Source organism: Streptomyces sp. NPDC018693 (assembly GCF_044391385.1).
GTDB lineage: Bacteria > Actinomycetota > Actinomycetes > Streptomycetales > Streptomycetaceae > Streptomyces.
Genome location: NZ_JBIRZZ010000017.1, coordinates 84,169 through 98,626 on the forward strand (window position 1 = coordinate 84,169; position 14,458 = coordinate 98,626).

Annotated in this window: 12 protein-coding genes; 8 read left to right on the forward strand and 4 right to left on the reverse strand. The window is 71.8% G+C overall.

The window, feature by feature from the left end:
* Window positions 1-231: 231 nt before the first annotated feature.
* The 4 genes from ACH5AC_RS32185 to ACH5AC_RS32200 are packed head-to-tail and all read left to right on the forward strand — an operon-like array spanning window position 232 to window position 4,178.
* On the forward strand, window positions 232-1,149 hold the full coding sequence (locus ACH5AC_RS32185; RefSeq protein ID WP_398865786.1) for an SDR family NAD(P)-dependent oxidoreductase: 918 nt from the start codon (window positions 232-234) through the stop codon (window positions 1,147-1,149).
* Window positions 1,149-2,024 (forward strand): amidohydrolase family protein, encoded by an 876-nt coding sequence (locus ACH5AC_RS32190; protein WP_398865787.1) that lies wholly within the window; start codon window positions 1,149-1,151, stop codon window positions 2,022-2,024. Before ACH5AC_RS32185 ends, ACH5AC_RS32190 begins: the two co-directional genes overlap by 1 nt.
* Before the next feature lie 10 nt (window positions 2,025-2,034).
* Entirely contained in the window at window positions 2,035-3,726 is a 1,692-nt protein-coding gene (menE, locus tag ACH5AC_RS32195; RefSeq protein WP_398865788.1) for an o-succinylbenzoate--CoA ligase, read from the forward strand.
* Window positions 3,723-4,178 (forward strand): MaoC family dehydratase, encoded by a 456-nt coding sequence (locus tag ACH5AC_RS32200; RefSeq protein WP_398865789.1) that lies wholly within the window; start codon window positions 3,723-3,725, stop codon window positions 4,176-4,178. The genes menE and ACH5AC_RS32200 overlap by 4 nt, the downstream gene beginning before the upstream one ends.
* On the opposite strand, the gene ACH5AC_RS32205 is transcribed toward ACH5AC_RS32200, so the two are convergent.
* Complete coding sequence (locus ACH5AC_RS32205; protein WP_398865790.1) at window positions 4,169-5,005, reverse strand: PaaX family transcriptional regulator C-terminal domain-containing protein; 837 nt, start codon at window positions 5,003-5,005, stop codon at window positions 4,169-4,171. The genes ACH5AC_RS32200 and ACH5AC_RS32205 overlap by 10 nt on opposite strands.
* 446 nt (window positions 5,006-5,451) lie before the next feature.
* On the opposite strand from ACH5AC_RS32205, the gene ACH5AC_RS32210 reads away from it, so the two are divergent.
* Window positions 5,452-6,792 carry a 6-phospho-beta-glucosidase gene (locus tag ACH5AC_RS32210; protein ID WP_398865791.1) on the forward strand — a complete coding sequence of 447 codons (1,341 nt, stop codon included), beginning with the start codon at window positions 5,452-5,454 and terminating at the stop codon, window positions 6,790-6,792.
* 72 nt (window positions 6,793-6,864) lie between these two features.
* Window positions 6,865-9,936 carry an alpha-mannosidase gene (locus tag ACH5AC_RS32215; protein ID WP_398865792.1) on the forward strand — a complete coding sequence of 1,024 codons (3,072 nt, stop codon included), beginning with the start codon at window positions 6,865-6,867 and terminating at the stop codon, window positions 9,934-9,936.
* A 276-nt stretch (window positions 9,937-10,212) separates the two neighbouring features.
* Here ACH5AC_RS32215 and ACH5AC_RS32220 read toward each other — a convergent pair whose 3' ends face one another.
* Complete coding sequence (locus ACH5AC_RS32220; protein ID WP_398865793.1) at window positions 10,213-11,343, reverse strand: ATP-grasp domain-containing protein; 1,131 nt, start codon at window positions 11,341-11,343, stop codon at window positions 10,213-10,215.
* Window positions 11,344-11,844: 501 nt separating this feature from the next.
* Between ACH5AC_RS32220 and ACH5AC_RS32225 the strand changes: the two genes are divergently transcribed.
* Both ACH5AC_RS32225 and ACH5AC_RS32230 read left to right on the forward strand, forming a co-directional pair.
* Window positions 11,845-12,738, forward strand: a complete 894-nt coding sequence (locus ACH5AC_RS32225; RefSeq protein WP_398865794.1) for a metallophosphoesterase family protein — start codon at window positions 11,845-11,847, stop codon at window positions 12,736-12,738.
* A complete protein-coding gene (locus tag ACH5AC_RS32230) occupies window positions 12,735-13,424 on the forward strand; it encodes a 4'-phosphopantetheinyl transferase (protein ID WP_398865795.1) in 690 nt (229 codons plus the stop codon). Before ACH5AC_RS32225 ends, ACH5AC_RS32230 begins: the two co-directional genes overlap by 4 nt.
* Window positions 13,425-13,479: 55 nt before the next feature.
* Here the strand turns inward: ACH5AC_RS32230 and ACH5AC_RS32235 are convergent, their stop codons facing one another.
* Together ACH5AC_RS32235 and ACH5AC_RS32240 are read right to left on the reverse strand one after the other, a co-directional pair.
* Entirely contained in the window at window positions 13,480-13,728 is a 249-nt protein-coding gene (locus ACH5AC_RS32235) for a hypothetical protein (RefSeq protein WP_398865796.1), read from the reverse strand.
* A gap of 173 nt (window positions 13,729-13,901) precedes the next feature.
* On the reverse strand, window positions 13,902-14,432 hold the full coding sequence (locus tag ACH5AC_RS32240) for a toxin-antitoxin system, toxin component (RefSeq protein ID WP_398865853.1): 531 nt from the start codon (window positions 14,430-14,432) through the stop codon (window positions 13,902-13,904).
* Window positions 14,433-14,458: the final 26 nt, after the last annotated feature.

The following is a 14,458-nucleotide window of genomic DNA, read 5'->3' on the forward strand; positions in this document are numbered from 1 at the left end:
CCACGGCTCGTCGGCGTCGAGGGCGGCGGGGTTCTGGAGGTGCTGCTGGCGGGCGATGGCGGGCTCCCTGGTCGAGGCCCCGGCGGGGCGTGTGCGGTGTACTCGGCCAGTGTCGCGCACTCCGGCGGACGGCAACAACTATTGACGTCAACAATTATTGCTCTTAGCTTCGATCTCGGCTTCGATCTCCCGGCAGCCCTCCCGGCGCCGATCACGTGAAGGGACTCGCTCGTGCCCAGCATCGATCTCACCGGCAAGGTCGCCGTCGTCACCGGCAGTGGCCGGGGCCTCGGCCTCGCCTACGCCCGGGCCCTGGCCGCCCACGGCGCGTCCGTGGTCGTCAACGACGTCGACGAGACCGTCGCGGAACAGGCCGTGAAGTCCATCGCCGAGACCGGCGGCAGCGCGGTCGCCGAGGTGGTCCCCGTCGGCACCACCGAGGCCGCCGACCGGCTGGTGGACCGCGCGGTGGACGAGTTCGGCCGGCTCGACGTCCTGGTCACCAACGCGGGCATCCTGCGCGACAAGGTGCTCTGGAAGATGACCGACGACGACTTCGACGCGGTGATCACCACCCACCTCAAGGGCACCTTCACCTGTGCCCGCGCCGCCGCCGTCCGCATGCGCGAACAGGGTGAGGGCGGCAGCCTGATCCTCGTCGGCTCCCCGGCCGGCCAGCGCGGCAACTTCGGCCAGACCAACTACGCCGCCGCCAAGGCCGGCATCGCCGCGATGGCCCGCACCTGGTCGATGGAACTGGCCCGCGCGGCCATCACCGTCAACGCGATCGTGCCGGTCGCCGCGACCGCGATGACCGAGACGATCCCCGCCTTCGCCCCCTACATCGAGGCGATGAGGAACGGTGCGCCGCTTCCGGACTTCCTGCGCAAGGGCGAAGGCTTCGGCACCCCCGAGGACTGCGCCGCACTCATCCCCTTCCTCGCCTCCGACGCGGCACGGGGCGTGACCGGTCAGTGCATCGGCATCGGTGGCGACCGGGTGGCACTCTGGTCCCATCCGCAGGAGATCAGGGCGGCCTACGCCGACGGCGGCTGGACCCCCGACGCCCTGGCCGACGCCTGGCCCACCTCGGTCGGCGCGGAACCGCAGACGGTCGGTATTCCCGCGCCCCAGCTGCCGGAGGTCTGATGGACATCGACAACCTGGTCGCGATCGACGTCCACACCCACGCGGAGGTGTCCTCCAAGGGCCACTCCTCCCTCGACGACGACCTGCACGACGCCTCCTCCGCCTACTTCAAGGTCGAGGGCAAGCGCAAGCCCACCCTGGAGGAGACGGCCGCGTACTACCGCGAGCGGAACATGGCCGCCGTGATCTTCACGGTGGACGCCGAGTCCGCGACCGGCACCGCGCCCGTCCCCAACGAGGAGGTCGCCGAGGCCGCGGCCGCCAACGCGGACGTCCTCATTCCGTTCGCTTCCGTCGACCCCTTCCGGGGACGGGCGGGCGTACGGCAGGCGCGGCGGCTGGTCGAGGAGTACGGGGTGAAGGGGTTCAAGTTCCACCCCAGCATCCAGGGCTTCTTCCCCAACGACCGGTCGGCGGCGTACGGCCTGTACGAGGTGATCGAGGAGACCGGCAGCATCGCCCTCTTCCACACCGGCCAGACGGGGATCGGCGCCGGAGTGCCCGGGGGCGGGGGCATCCGCCTGAAGTACTCCAACCCGCTGCACGTGGACGATGTCGCGGCCGACTTCCCCCATATGAAGATCATCCTGGCGCATCCGTCCTTCCCCTGGCAGGACGAGGCGCTCGCCGTCGCCACGCACAAGCCGGGCGTGCACATCGACCTGTCCGGCTGGTCGCCGAAGTACTTCCCGCCGCAGCTCGTGCAGTACGCCAACACGCTGCTGAAGGACAAGGTCCTCTTCGGCTCGGACTTCCCCGTGCTCACCCCCGACCGCTGGCTCGCCGACTTCGCGAAGCTGCCGGTCAAGGACGAGGTCCGGCCGAAGATCCTCAAGGAGAACGCCGCCCGCCTGCTCGGGCTGACGAAGCCATAGGGGGCCGTAGATGCGCAACGAGGGACTGGGGTCATGGCCCGCACGCCGGGCCCGGAAGACACCGCGTCGGGTGGCGCTGGTCCACGGTGGACTGTCCGCCGCACGCGGTGGCCCGTCGACGGATGACGGTGGGCCGTCCACCGAGTGCGGTGGCCGGTCGGCGAATGCCGGTGGGCCGTCCACCGAGTACGGTGGCCGGTCGGCGAATGCCGGTGGGCCGTCCACCGAATACCGTGGCCGGTCGACGAGCACCGGTGATCTGTCCACCGACTACCGCACATTGCATACACGCGTCACTCGCCTGGCCCACGCCCTGCGTACCCGGGGCATCCGCCGCGGCGACCGCGTCGCCTACCTCGGCCCCAACCACCCCGCCTACCTGGAGACCCTCTTCGCGGCCGGCACGCTCGGCGCGGTCTTCGTTCCGCTCAACACCCGACTGGCCGGCCCGGAGATCGCCTACCAGCTCACCGACTCAGGAGCCAAGGCCCTCGTCCACGCCCCCTCGCACGCCGCGGTCGTCGCCGGACTGCCGGGGCACACCGACGTCCGTACCTACATCGAGGTCGGCACCGAGTACGAGCAGGTGCTGGCGGCCGCGTCCGAGGAGCCGATCGACGAACCGGTCGGCCTCGACGACACCTGCATCATCATGTACACCTCGGGCACCACCGGCCGCCCCAAGGGCGCCATGCTCACCCACGGCAACCTCATCTGGAACGCCGTCAACGTCCTCGTCGACACCGATCTGATCGCCGACGAACGCGCCCTGGTCTCCGCCCCGTTGTTCCACACCGCCGGCCTGAACATGCTGACCCTGCCGGTGCTGCTCAAGGGCGGCACCTGCGTCCTGGTCGAGTCGTTCGACCCGGCGGCCACCCTCGACCTGATCGAACAGCACCGGATCACCTTCATGTTCGGGGTACCGACGATGTTCGAGCAGGTGGCCCGCCACCCGCGCTGGGCGGACACCGACCTGTCCTCCCTGCGCATCCTCACCTGCGGCGGCTCCCCCGTCCCCACCCCGCTCATCGCCGCCTACCAGGAACGCGGCCTGACCTTCCTCCAGGGCTACGGCATGACCGAGGCCGCCCCCGGCACCCTCTTCCTGGACGCCGAACACGCCGTGAGCAAGGCGGGCTCGGCGGGCGTGCCGCACTTCTTCAGCGACGTCCGCGTGGTCCGGCCCGACTTCACCCCCGTCGACGTCGGCGAGACCGGCGAGATCGTCGTACGCGGTCCGCACGTCATGCCCGGCTATTGGGGACTGCCCGAGGAGACGGCCGCCTCCTTCACCGACGGCTGGTTCCGCAGCGGCGACGCGGCGCGCGTCGACGAAGACGATTACGTGTACATCGTCGACCGCATGAAGGACATGATCATCTCCGGCGGGGAGAACGTCTACCCCGCCGAGATCGAGGACCTCCTCCTCGCCCACCCGGACATCGACGAGTGCGCCGTCATCGGCGTCGCCGACGACAAGTGGGGCGAGGTGCCGCGAGCGGTCGTCGTGCCCCGCGAGGGCGCCGCGCTCGACCCCGACGAGGTGCTCGCCTCCCTGGCCGGCCGCCTCGCCAAGTACAAGATCCCCAAGTCGCTGGTGGTGGCGGACGAACTCCCGCGCACCGCCTCCGGAAAACTCCTCAAGTCCCGGGTGCGCTCCCGGTACGGCAACAACCCCCAAGCGAAGGACGCCACATGAGCATCACCGTCAACGGTCTCGACGAGCTGAAGAAGCTGGCCGGAAGCGACCTCGGCACCAGCGAGTGGATCGAGGTCACCCAGGAGCGCATCGACACCTTCGCCGACGCCACCGGCGACCACCAGTGGATCCATGTGGACCCCGAACGCGCCAAGGAAGGCCCCTTCGGCGCCCCCATCGCCCACGGCTACCTCACCCTCTCCCTCTTCATCCCCCTGTTCACCGAGCTGCTGGACGTGCAGGGCGTCACGACGAAGGTCAACTACGGCCTGAACAAGGTGCGTTTCCCCGCGCCGGTCAAGGTCGGGTCCCGTATCCGGCTCGCGGGGAGGCTGGCCGAGGTCGAGGAGGTGCCGGGCGGGGTCCAGATCACCGTCGACGGCACCATCGAGATCGAGGGCGGCGCCAAGCCGGCGGCGGTGCTGCAGAGCCTGTCCCGGTTCTACGCCTGAGCGGCGCCGGCGCGCGAGGGCACGCGGTCGAGGAGGCGTTCCGCCGAGGCGTCGGCGAACGGGGTGAGCCGGTCGTACACGGTGCGGAACGTCGTCTCTGCCCGCTCCGCCGGCCAGCCGGCGGGCAGGTGCTCGACCGGGAGCCGCGGGTCGCGGCGGACGATGCGCAGCCACTCCGTCTGCAGCAGCAGGCGCCGCGCGAGCGCGTCGTCGCCCTCCGGCTCCGCCGACTCCCACGGCTGCCACCGCCGTACGAAACCGTCGTAGCGGTCGGCGAGTTCGGACAGTTCCCAGGTCTCCTCGATCATCGCGCCGATGTCGGTGCCGGTGTCGGCGTGGGCGCGGAACACCTTCACATGGGCGGCCAGCCCCAACTCGGCGACCAGCTCGGCCACATCCACCTCGCCCGGGGCGATCCACAGGCCGCCGAACAGCGGCCCGAAGCCGCTCCAGGTCAGCTTGGAACGCAGGTCGTGGCGCTGGCGCTGCCAGGACTCGGGCAGGGAGAAGCCGAGCAGGGTCCAGGTGCCGTCCCACTCCCGGTTGACGGCACCGGTCTGCCAGATGCGGCGTTCGCCGTCGCGCAGTACCGCCTCGGAGTGCTCGGTCAGGCCGAAGTACATCCGGCGGCCCTCGCGTTGGCGGCGCAGCAGCCCGCGGTGGACCATCCGGGTCAGCGTCGATCGCGTCGCCTGTTCGCCGACACCGGCGCGCGCGAAGACGTCGATGACGCTGCCCGAGTACACGCACACATCGCGCCCGAGCACCTGGTCGCCCAGGAAGGTGAGCATCAGGGACTGGGGCCGCAGCGACTCTTCCGTGGTCACGCGGCCCACCGTACGCCCTCGGTGATCAGCGCGTGACCTGGAGGTACGCGCTCCGGGCCCGGCAGTCCCGCGCCGTCACCGGACGCCCGCCACGTGGACGAAGACCGGGTGGGAGGAGAACCAGGTGTCGGCCCACGGATCGCCGTCGCCGGGTGCGTGTGGACCGGTCCGTGGTGCGGCTCGACCGAGGCGCCCGGGTGGCCCGCGCCGTGCTGGTTTCCGTCGCCGGGGACACTGGGCGTCCGCATGACGGCGAGCGGGAAGCAGCGGCTGTCGGGATCGGGCCGCCGGCCGGCGCCCGCCTGGGGCGTGGTCATGCGAAGTGCACACGTCTGCTCCGTGAAGGGGTGGACTCGATGGGCCCCCAGTGAGTCGGTGCGGACGAGTAGGGTCGGGGTGGGCCGGCGAAGTGATGACACGGACTCGGTGGCGGGAGAGGTGCAGGCGTGAAGCTGACGATTCTGGGCGGCGGCGGGTTCCGGGTGCCGCTGGTGTACGGGGCGCTGCTGGGGGACCGGGGCGAGGGACGGGTGACGGACGTCGTTCTGCACGATCCGGACGACAGTCGACTGTATGCAGTCTCCCGTGTGCTGGCCGAACAGGCGTCGACCGTCGACGACGCCCCCCGCGTGACCGCCACCACCGACCTCGACGAGGCCCTGCGCGGCGCCGACTTCGTCTTCTCCGCCATCCGCGTCGGCGGCCTGGAGGGCCGCGCGAACGACGAGCGGGTCGCCCTGGCGGAGGGCGTCCTCGGTCAGGAGACGGTCGGCGCCGGCGGCATCGCCTACGGTCTGCGGACCGTTCCCGTCGCCGTCGACATCGCCCGACGGGTCGCCCGCCTCGCCCCCGACGCTTGGGTCATCAACTTCACCAACCCGGCCGGCCTGGTCACCGAGGCCATGTCCCGCCACCTCGGCGACCGCGTCATCGGCATCTGCGACTCACCGGTCGGCCTCGGCCGCCGTATCGCCCGCGTCCTCGGCGCGAAGAACCCGGGCGAGGCGTGGATCGACTACGTCGGCCTCAACCACCTCGGCTGGGTCCGCGGCCTGCGCATCGCCGGACGCGACGAACTCCCGCGCCTGCTCGCCGACCCGGACCTGCTCGGCTCCTTCGAGGAGGGCAAGCTCTTCGGCGTCGACTGGCTGCGGTCGCTGGGCGCGATCCCCAACGAATACCTGCACTACTACTACTTCAACCGTGAGACGGTCCGCGCCTACCAGGAGGCCGAGAAGACCCGCGGCGCCTTCCTGCGTGACCAGCAGGCCCGCTTCTACGCCGAGGCCCGGCGCGCCGACGTCTCCGCCCTGGACCTCTGGGACCGCACCCGCGCCGAGCGCGAGGCCACCTACATGTCCGAGAACCGGGAGGCCGCCGGCGCCGGCGAGCGCGACACCGACGACCTGTCCGGCGGCTACGAGAAGGTGGCCCTGGCCCTGATGCGGGCCATCGCCCGCGACGAACGCACCACCCTGATCCTCAACGTCCGCAACCGCGGCACCCTCTCCGTCCTCGACACCGACGCCGTCATCGAGGTCCCCTGCCTGGTCGACGCCAACGGCGCCCACCCGGTCGCGGTGGCCCCGCTGCCCGGCCATGCCACCGGGCTCGTCTGCGCGGTGAAGGCGGTCGAGCGCGAGGTGCTGGCCGCCGCCGAGTCGGGCTCCCGGGCGACGGCGGTGAAGGCGTTCGCGCTGCACCCGCTGGTCGACTCGGTGAACGTGGCCCGCAGGCTGGTGGAGGGCTATCGGGCCGTCCACCCGGGCCTGGCGTATCTTGGCTGAGCGCCGACGGCAAGCGCTTACCGCCAGGCTTGCCGCCGGACGGCTTCCCCACTGGTCCCCGGGAGAGACCCCATGCACGACGAACGCCGCCGGATCGAGGAGCGCGTCGAGCGCCTCCACACCCAGCGCATCAGGCCCGCGCTCTACGCCGCCACCGTCCCCTTCGAGGTCGCGGCGTGGCAGGCGCCGGGGGAGCCGGTCCCCTTCGAGGAGGCCGCCACCGCGGCCTTCGAGCCCTTCGCGATGGACACCCCGTGGGGTCCGCCGTGGGGCACCACCTGGTTCCGGATGCGGGGCACGGTCCCGGTGGAGTGGGCGGGCCGACGCGTCGAGTCGGTGATCGACCTCGGCTTCCACGACGCCTGGCCGGGCGGCCAGGCCGAGGCCCTGGTCCACCTGACCGACGGGACGCCGCTGAAGGCGGTGAACCCGCTCAACCAGTACGTGCCGGTCGGCAACCCGGCCGTCGGCGGGGAAGTCGTCGACTACCTGGTCGAGGCGGCGTCGAACCCGGACATCCTGGCGCATGGCTTCGCCGAACCGACGACACTCGGCGATGTACTGACGGCAGGCGACCGTCCACTGTATACATTCCGCCGCGCCGACCTCGCCGTCCTCGACGAGACCATCTTCCACCTCGACCTCGACCTCCAGGTCCTGCGCGAACTGATGGCCGAGCTGGGCGAGCACGACCCCCGCCGGCACGAGATCATGCACGCCCTCGACCGGGCGATGGACCTGCTCGACCTGGACGACATCGCCGGCTCGGCGGCCGACGTCCGCGCCGCCCTGCGGGAGGTGCTCGCCAAACCCGCGAACGCCAGCGCCCACATCGTCTCCGGCGTCGGCCACGCGCACATCGACTCCGCCTGGCTGTGGCCGATCCGCGAGACCAAGCGCAAGACGTCCCGCACCTTCTCCAACGTCACGGCCCTGGCGGAGGAGTACGAGGAGTTCGTCTTCGCCTGCTCGCAGGCCCAGCAGTACGAGTGGGTCCGCGACCACTACCCGCAGGTGTGGGCCCGCATCCAGGAGTCGGTGAAGAAGGGCCAGTGGGCGCCGGTCGGCGGCATGTGGGTCGAGGCCGACGGCAACCTCCCCGGCGGCGAGGCCATCGCCCGCCAGCTGATCCACGGCAAGCGGTTCTTCATCGAGCACTTCGGCATCGAGACCAAGGGCGTCTGGCTGCCGGACTCCTTCGGCTACAACGCCGCCTACCCGCAGCTCGCCAGGCTCGCCGGCAACGAGTGGTTCCTCACCCAGAAGATCTCCTGGAACCAGACCAACAAGTTCCCCCACCACACCTTCTGGTGGGAGGGTATCGACGGCACCCGCGTCTTCACCCACTTCCCGCCCATCGACACCTACAACGCCCGCTTCAGCGGCACGGAGATGTCCCGGGCCGTGCGCAACTACGCGGAGAAGGGCGGAGCCACCCGCTCCCTGGCCCCCTTCGGCTGGGGCGACGGCGGGGGCGGCCCCACCCGCGAGATCATGGAGCGGGCCCGGCGCCTGAGGAACCTGGAGGGCTCGCCCCGGGTCGAGATCGAACACCCCGACGCGTTCTTCGCCAAGGCGCGCGCGGAGTACCCCGACGCCCCGGTGTGGGTCGGTGAGCTGTATCTGGAGCTGCACCGCGCCACCTACACCTCGCAGGCGCGTACCAAGCAGGGCAACCGCCGCTCCGAACACCTGCTGCGCGAGGCCGAGTTGTGGGCGACCACCGCCGCGCTGCACGCGCCGGGCTACACCTACCCCTACGAACAGCTGGACCGCCTGTGGAAGACCGTCCTGCTGCACCAGTTCCACGACATCCTGCCGGGCTCCTCGATCGCCTGGGTGCACCGCGAGGCGGAGGCCGAGTACGCCAGGGTGGCCAAGGAGCTGGAGGCGCTGACCGCCGAGGCGATCACCGCGCTGGGCCCGGGGAGCGGGGCGGGCGGGTCGCGGGTGTTCAACACCAGCCCCTACGACCGCGCCGAGGTGGTACGTACCCCTGAGGGCGCCCCCGTGTACACGGAGGTGCCCGCGAACGGCAGCGCACCGCTGGCGGGCGGTGCCGAGCCGCCGCGGCCGGTGATCGTCACCGAGGGGCGGGTGCTGGACAACGGGCTGGTGCGGATACAGGTGGCGGGCGACGGCACACTGTCGTCTGTATACGACCTACGGGCGGACCGTGAAGTCCTCGCCGACCCCGGCAACCTCCTCCGTCTCCACACCGACCTCCCCAACAACTGGGACGCCTGGGACATCGACAAGCACTACAAGAACCGCTGGACGGACCTCCTCGACGCCGAGTCGGTCACCGTCGTCGAGGAGGATCCCCTCATCGGCGCGATCCGTGTGGAGCGCGCCTTCGGCAAGGGGTCGAGGATCACCCAGACGATCACCGTCCGCGCCGGCAGCCCCCGCGTCGACATCGTGACCGACATCGACTGGCACGAGACCGAGAAGATCCTCAAGGCGGCCTTCCCCGTGGACATCAGGGCGCCGCACTCCTCGGCCGAGATCCAGTTCGGCCACGTCCAGCGCCCCACGCACACCAACACCACCTGGGAGGCGGCCCGTTTCGAGGTCTCCGGCCACCGCTGGGTGCACATCGGCGAACCCGGCTACGGCTTCGCCGTCCTCAACGACTCGACGTACGGCCATGACGTCTCCCGCACGGTCCGTGAGGACGGGGGCACGACCACCACCGTCCGCCTGAGCCTGGTCCGCGCCCCCCGCGTCCCCGACCCGGAGGCCGACCAGGGCCGGCACCGCTTCACCTACGCCCTGCTCCCCGGTGCGAGCATCGAGGATGCGGTCGCCGAGGGCTACGCCCTCAACCTCCCCCTGCGCCTGGCCGACGCCGCGGGCGCCCCGGAGCCGGTGGTCTCGGTGGACGGCGAGGGCGTGACGATCGAGGCGGTCAAGCTCGCCGACGACCGCTCCGGCGATGTCGTCGTGCGCCTCTACGAGTCCCGCGGCGGCCGCGCCCGGGGCACCCTGCGCACCGGCTTCCCGCTGGTCGGCGCCGAGGTGACCGACCTGCTGGAGCGCCGCCTGGAGGACGCGGAACTCGACGGCGACCGTGGCGTCCCCGTCACGCTGCGGCCCTTCCAGATCCTCACGCTCCGCCTGCGGCGGGCGGACGCGGGCTGAGCGCGATGCCGAGGTGAACGCTTCGGGCCGGCCGGCCACTCCCCGTGACAGCGGCCGGCCGGCCCGATCCCCCGTTCCCCGTAGACCCCCGCGGTCCCCGGTGCTTCCCCACGTTCCCCCTGTTGTCCCCCCGTTGTGCCTTTCCCTCTTATGAGCACCGGGACCGCCGCCTGATACACCCCCCCACGAAAAAAATCCCCCCGGTCGGGAGACCGGGGAAAAGGCGGGGGGAAAGCCGGAGGAAGCGCGCTGTTCGGCAGCGGGCAACCCGCCCGGCTAGATCGGCAGAGCCTGAGCCGCTTCGGTCGAGCCGACGGAGTCGACCGGCGTGGGAACCGCCGCCAGCAGCGTCTCGGGCTCCTCGACCCGCTGCTGAGGCAGCGTCACCGGCCGCAGCGGCCGCGGCCCCGACACCACCGTGTAGTCCTGCCCCAGGAACGGCGGCACGATCTCGCCCTGGTCCTCGCCGAGCGCCAACTGGACGGCGGCCCAAGGGGCGTTGACCCCGCACAGGGACAGCTGGTGAAGCCCGCCCGCGGGCCGTGTGTTGACGTCCATGAGGACCGGCCGCTCACCGAACATCCGGAACTGGATGTTGGACAGATAGTGCAGCCCGAAGCCCTCGGCGATCCGGCGGGCCGGTTCCAGCCACTGCTCGTGCAGCGTGAAACCGCGCCGCCGACCGTTCTTGGTGCGGCCGATGGCCAGCCGGACGACGTTGTCCGGGCCGGTGAGGCAGTCCACCGACACCTCCGGCTGCTCCAGCCGCGGCATGACCAGCAGGTCCACCGGCTGGTCGGCGCGGCGCAGCGCGTCCACGACCAGATCGAGGTGGACGTAGGGGCTGGGGAAGCCGTTGAGGTGCACCAGCGAGAAGGGGGCCCGGGTGACGACGCGGAAGCCCACGCCGCCCGCGCCGGACGCCGGCTTGAAGCACGCCTTGTGCCCGGCGCCCTCCAACTCCTCCACGGCGGCGATGAGTTCGTCCGCGTCACGCACCCGCCACCACGGCGGCACGGGCACGCCGATCGCCTGCACGGCCTCGTAGGCGATCACCTTGTCCTGGAAGACGGCGACGGCCTCCGGGAGCGGCGCCAGCAGCGCGGTGCCGACCGCCTCGAAGTCGGCGCGGTGGGTGACGATCGCGGACTGGTGCAGCCGGGGCACGAACACGTCGATGCCGCGGCGCCGGCACTGGGCGAGCGCGTACTCGACGTAGGCGGCGGGGGAGAGGCCCTCCGGCTCCAGCTCCGCCGTGTCGGCGGCGGCCAGCACCGGGGAGTCGGCGTCGGCGTGCGTGGCATGGATCTCGACGGCGCGATCGCTCGGATTTCGGCGGAGCTGATCCATGAAGAACACGTTCTCCGCGTACGTGCGGTTGAGCCAGACGCGTACGCGAGAGACCATGCAGGCCGCCTTTCATGGTTCGCGGGCAGGGCGAAGCAGGCCCGGCCCGGGCAAGGGGGATTGGAGGGACACCGAACCGCCCTGCGTGAAGGGACGTTCATGGCGGTGGTGTGTGGGGCGATCATACGGCTTCCGGAAGCCCACGCGTGCAACGCCGGTGTTACGGAATTTCCGATCACGTTCCCGCGGGTCGACGGAGTGTGCGGCGGGTTGTGCGGCGGGTGTGCCGCGGTGCGCGCGGCCGGGTGACGAGCGTCGGTTTCCCGTCCCGCGGTCCGCTGGTACGCGCCCCCTGCGCGCCCGGTGGTGCGCTTACGGCGCATTGCGGCACGGAGTGGGCGACGGGCGAGACCACACGCCGATACGAGCGCCGCCGTACGCCGGCGGGCCGGGCGGGCCCGGCTTGATCCACCCTTGTCCCGGCCCCCCGAATGTGCTGTCGTGGTGCGGTTGGTGTGCTCGTGAGGGGCGCGTGTGGTCGGGAGCGGGGGTTCCGGGACGATGGTGACGAGCGGGGAGACGGGGCGGCTGCTGGCCATCAGCGACCTGCACGTCGGGTATGCCGAGAACCGGGCACTGGTCGAGGAGATGCGGCCGGAGTCGGAGCACGACTGGCTGATCGTGGCGGGGGACGTCGCGGAGACCGTGGCGGACATCCGCTGGGTGCTGAAGACCCTCGCGAGCCGCTTCCGCAAGGTCGTCTGGGCCCCCGGCAACCACGAGCTGTGGACCCACCCCAGAGACGCGGTCACCCTGCGCGGCGTGGAGCGCTACACCCACCTGGTCGACCTCTGCCGCGACCTGGGCGTCACGACGCCCGAGGACCCGTACCCCGTCTGGGAGGGCCCCGGCGGCCCGGTGGCCGTCGCGCCGCTGTTCCTGCTCTACGACTACTCGTTCCTGCCGCCTGGCTGCACGACCAAGGCGCAGGGCCTGGAGTACGCCCACGGCACCGGCGTCGTCTGCAACGACGAGTACCTGCTGCACCCGGACCCCTACCCGACCCGCGAGGACTGGTGCCGCGCCCGTGTCGCCGAGACCGAGCGCCGGCTCGCGGGGCTGCCCGGCGACCTGCCCACGGTGCTCGTCAACCACTACCCGCTGGACCGCCACCCCACGGACGTCCTGTGGTACCCCGAGTTCGCCATGTGGTGCGGCACCCGGCTCACCGCGGACTGGCACCGCCGCTTCCGGGTCGCCGCCATGGTCTACGGCCATCTCCACATCCCGCGCACCACCTGGCACGAGGGCGTCCGCTTCGAGGAGGTCTCCGTGGGCTATCCCCGCGAGTGGCGCAAACGCCCGGGACCGCCAGGCCGGCTGCGCCGCATCCTGCCCATGGAGGGGACGACGGACGGGACCGCGGGGGGACAGGCGGAGGGGGAGAAGGCGTGATCGAGGAGCTGCTGCCGGAGCCGGTGGTCGTCGTGGAGGCGTACGGCGCCGAGGCCGCCGACGCGAACGCGGTCGCCGCGCTGTACCCGCAGGAGGCGGCGCTGGTGGCGCGGGCGGTCCCCAAGCGGCGCCGGGAGTTCGCCGTCGTACGCTCCTGCGCCCGGCGTGCCATGGAGAAGCTGGGCGTGGCCCCGCACCCCGTGCTGCCCGGTGAACGCGGAGCGCCGAGCTGGCCGGACGGTCTGACCGGCAGCATGACGCACTGCGAGGGCTACTGCGCCGCCGCCCTGGTCCGCGCCGCCGACCTGGCCTCCGTCGGCATCGACGCCGAACCCCACGACCGGCTGCCGGAGGGCGTGCTGGACGCGGTGGCGCTGCCCGCCGAGCGGGAGCGGCTGCGCCGCCTGGCCGTGGACCGTCCGGAGGTGCACGGGGACCGGCTGCTGTTCAGCGCCAAGGAGTCCGTCTACAAGGCGTGGTTCCCGCTCACCCGCGAGTGGCTGGACTTCTCCGAAGCCGACATCGACCTCACGCCGGCGCCCGGCGGAGCCGCGTACGGCACCCTGCGCGCCCGTCTGCTCGTCCCGGGCCCGGTGGTCGCCGGCCGGCGCCTCACCCAGTTCGAGGGCCGCTGGACGGTCCGCCAGGGCCTGGTGGCCACGGCGATCACCGTGCCGTACGCCTGAGGCGATCACCGTGCCGTACACCTGAACCCGGTCGAACCGTCCGGCCGTTCGTCCCTCAGCGCTCGGGGCACCAGCTCCGCAGCAACCGGAAGAACCCCTCCTCGTTCCCCGCCAGTCCCGCTCCGGTCAGGGCCTCGTCCGCCTCCTGGAGAACCGCGGGCGGAATCACCGGAGGCAGCGGATGGCGCGGCGGGTCCGAGTCCTCGGCGCCCGTGTCGTCGAACGCGGCCCGTACGGTGTGCAGGAGCCGCAGATATGCCTGGACGGCGGTGCGCTCGCGGTCGGTCAGTACGGCAGTGGGCATCGGTCGGCTCTCCCCGTGTCGGCGTCGGTTCCCACGCGCCCGGGCGGGCGCGACACCGCCGTACGGCGGCGCACTCCCCAGCTTGCCGCCCACCACTGACAATCCGGCCTCGATGCGCCCGGGTTCGCCCGCTCAGCGGAGGCGAAACCGCACCGCGAACGCGTATGAGGCGCTCAGCCCTGGGGCCCCAGATAGCCCAGCGACGCCTCGATCCGCCCCGCCAGATGGTCCCGTTGTCCGCGTCCGCGTCCCGACGAACCCGCCAGCCAGGTGCGGCATCTGCTGGCGAGGAGGAGCCCGAAACGCTCGGCGTCCCGCTCGTCGGAGAGGTCGAAACGGGTGCGCGCGGCGACCTTGTGCACGGTCGCCTGGAGGTCGGCGCCGTCGGTGAGTAAGCGCGCGGCGACCGCGGCGCCCTCGACGTGATGGCTGCAGTGCCCGGCCTGCATGTGCCACAGCTCGTGGCCGAGGATCACCAACTGGTGGTCGGGGGCGGTGCGTTCCTCGATGACGACGAGGTCCTGGTCTGCCATGTCGAGCCAGAGCCCGCTGGCGGTGCCCACCGGGAAGGCGGCCGTGCGGAAGTGGACGGGGCGGCCACGGCGTCTGCTCATCGCCGCGCACAGCGCGGAGTACAGGTCCGCCGGCACCGCCGGGGCGGGGAGGGTCACCTCCGCGACCAACTCACCGCACAGACGGCGCATTTCCCTACCGATGCCCACAGTCCTCC

Bases quoted from the DNA above. Each gene is read 5' to 3' on its own strand.
- ACH5AC_RS32190 (WP_398865787.1), top strand. From the start codon at position 1,149: ATGGACATCGACAACCTGGTCGCGATCGACGTCCACACCCACGCGGAG.
- menE (WP_398865788.1), top strand. From the start codon at position 2,035: ATGCGCAACGAGGGACTGGGGTCATGGCCCGCACGCCGGGCCCGGAAG.
- ACH5AC_RS32200 (WP_398865789.1), top strand. From the start codon at position 3,723: ATGAGCATCACCGTCAACGGTCTCGACGAGCTGAAGAAGCTGGCCGGA.
- ACH5AC_RS32215 (WP_398865792.1), top strand. From the start codon at position 6,865: ATGCACGACGAACGCCGCCGGATCGAGGAGCGCGTCGAGCGCCTCCAC.
- ACH5AC_RS32220 (WP_398865793.1), bottom strand. From the start codon at position 11,343: ATGGTCTCTCGCGTACGCGTCTGGCTCAACCGCACGTACGCGGAGAAC.
- ACH5AC_RS32225 (WP_398865794.1), top strand. From the start codon at position 11,845: ATGGTGACGAGCGGGGAGACGGGGCGGCTGCTGGCCATCAGCGACCTG.
- ACH5AC_RS32235 (WP_398865796.1), bottom strand. From the start codon at position 13,728: ATGCCCACTGCCGTACTGACCGACCGCGAGCGCACCGCCGTCCAGGCA.
- ACH5AC_RS32240 (WP_398865853.1), bottom strand. From the start codon at position 14,432: ATGCGCCGTCTGTGCGGTGAGTTGGTCGCGGAGGTGACCCTCCCCGCC.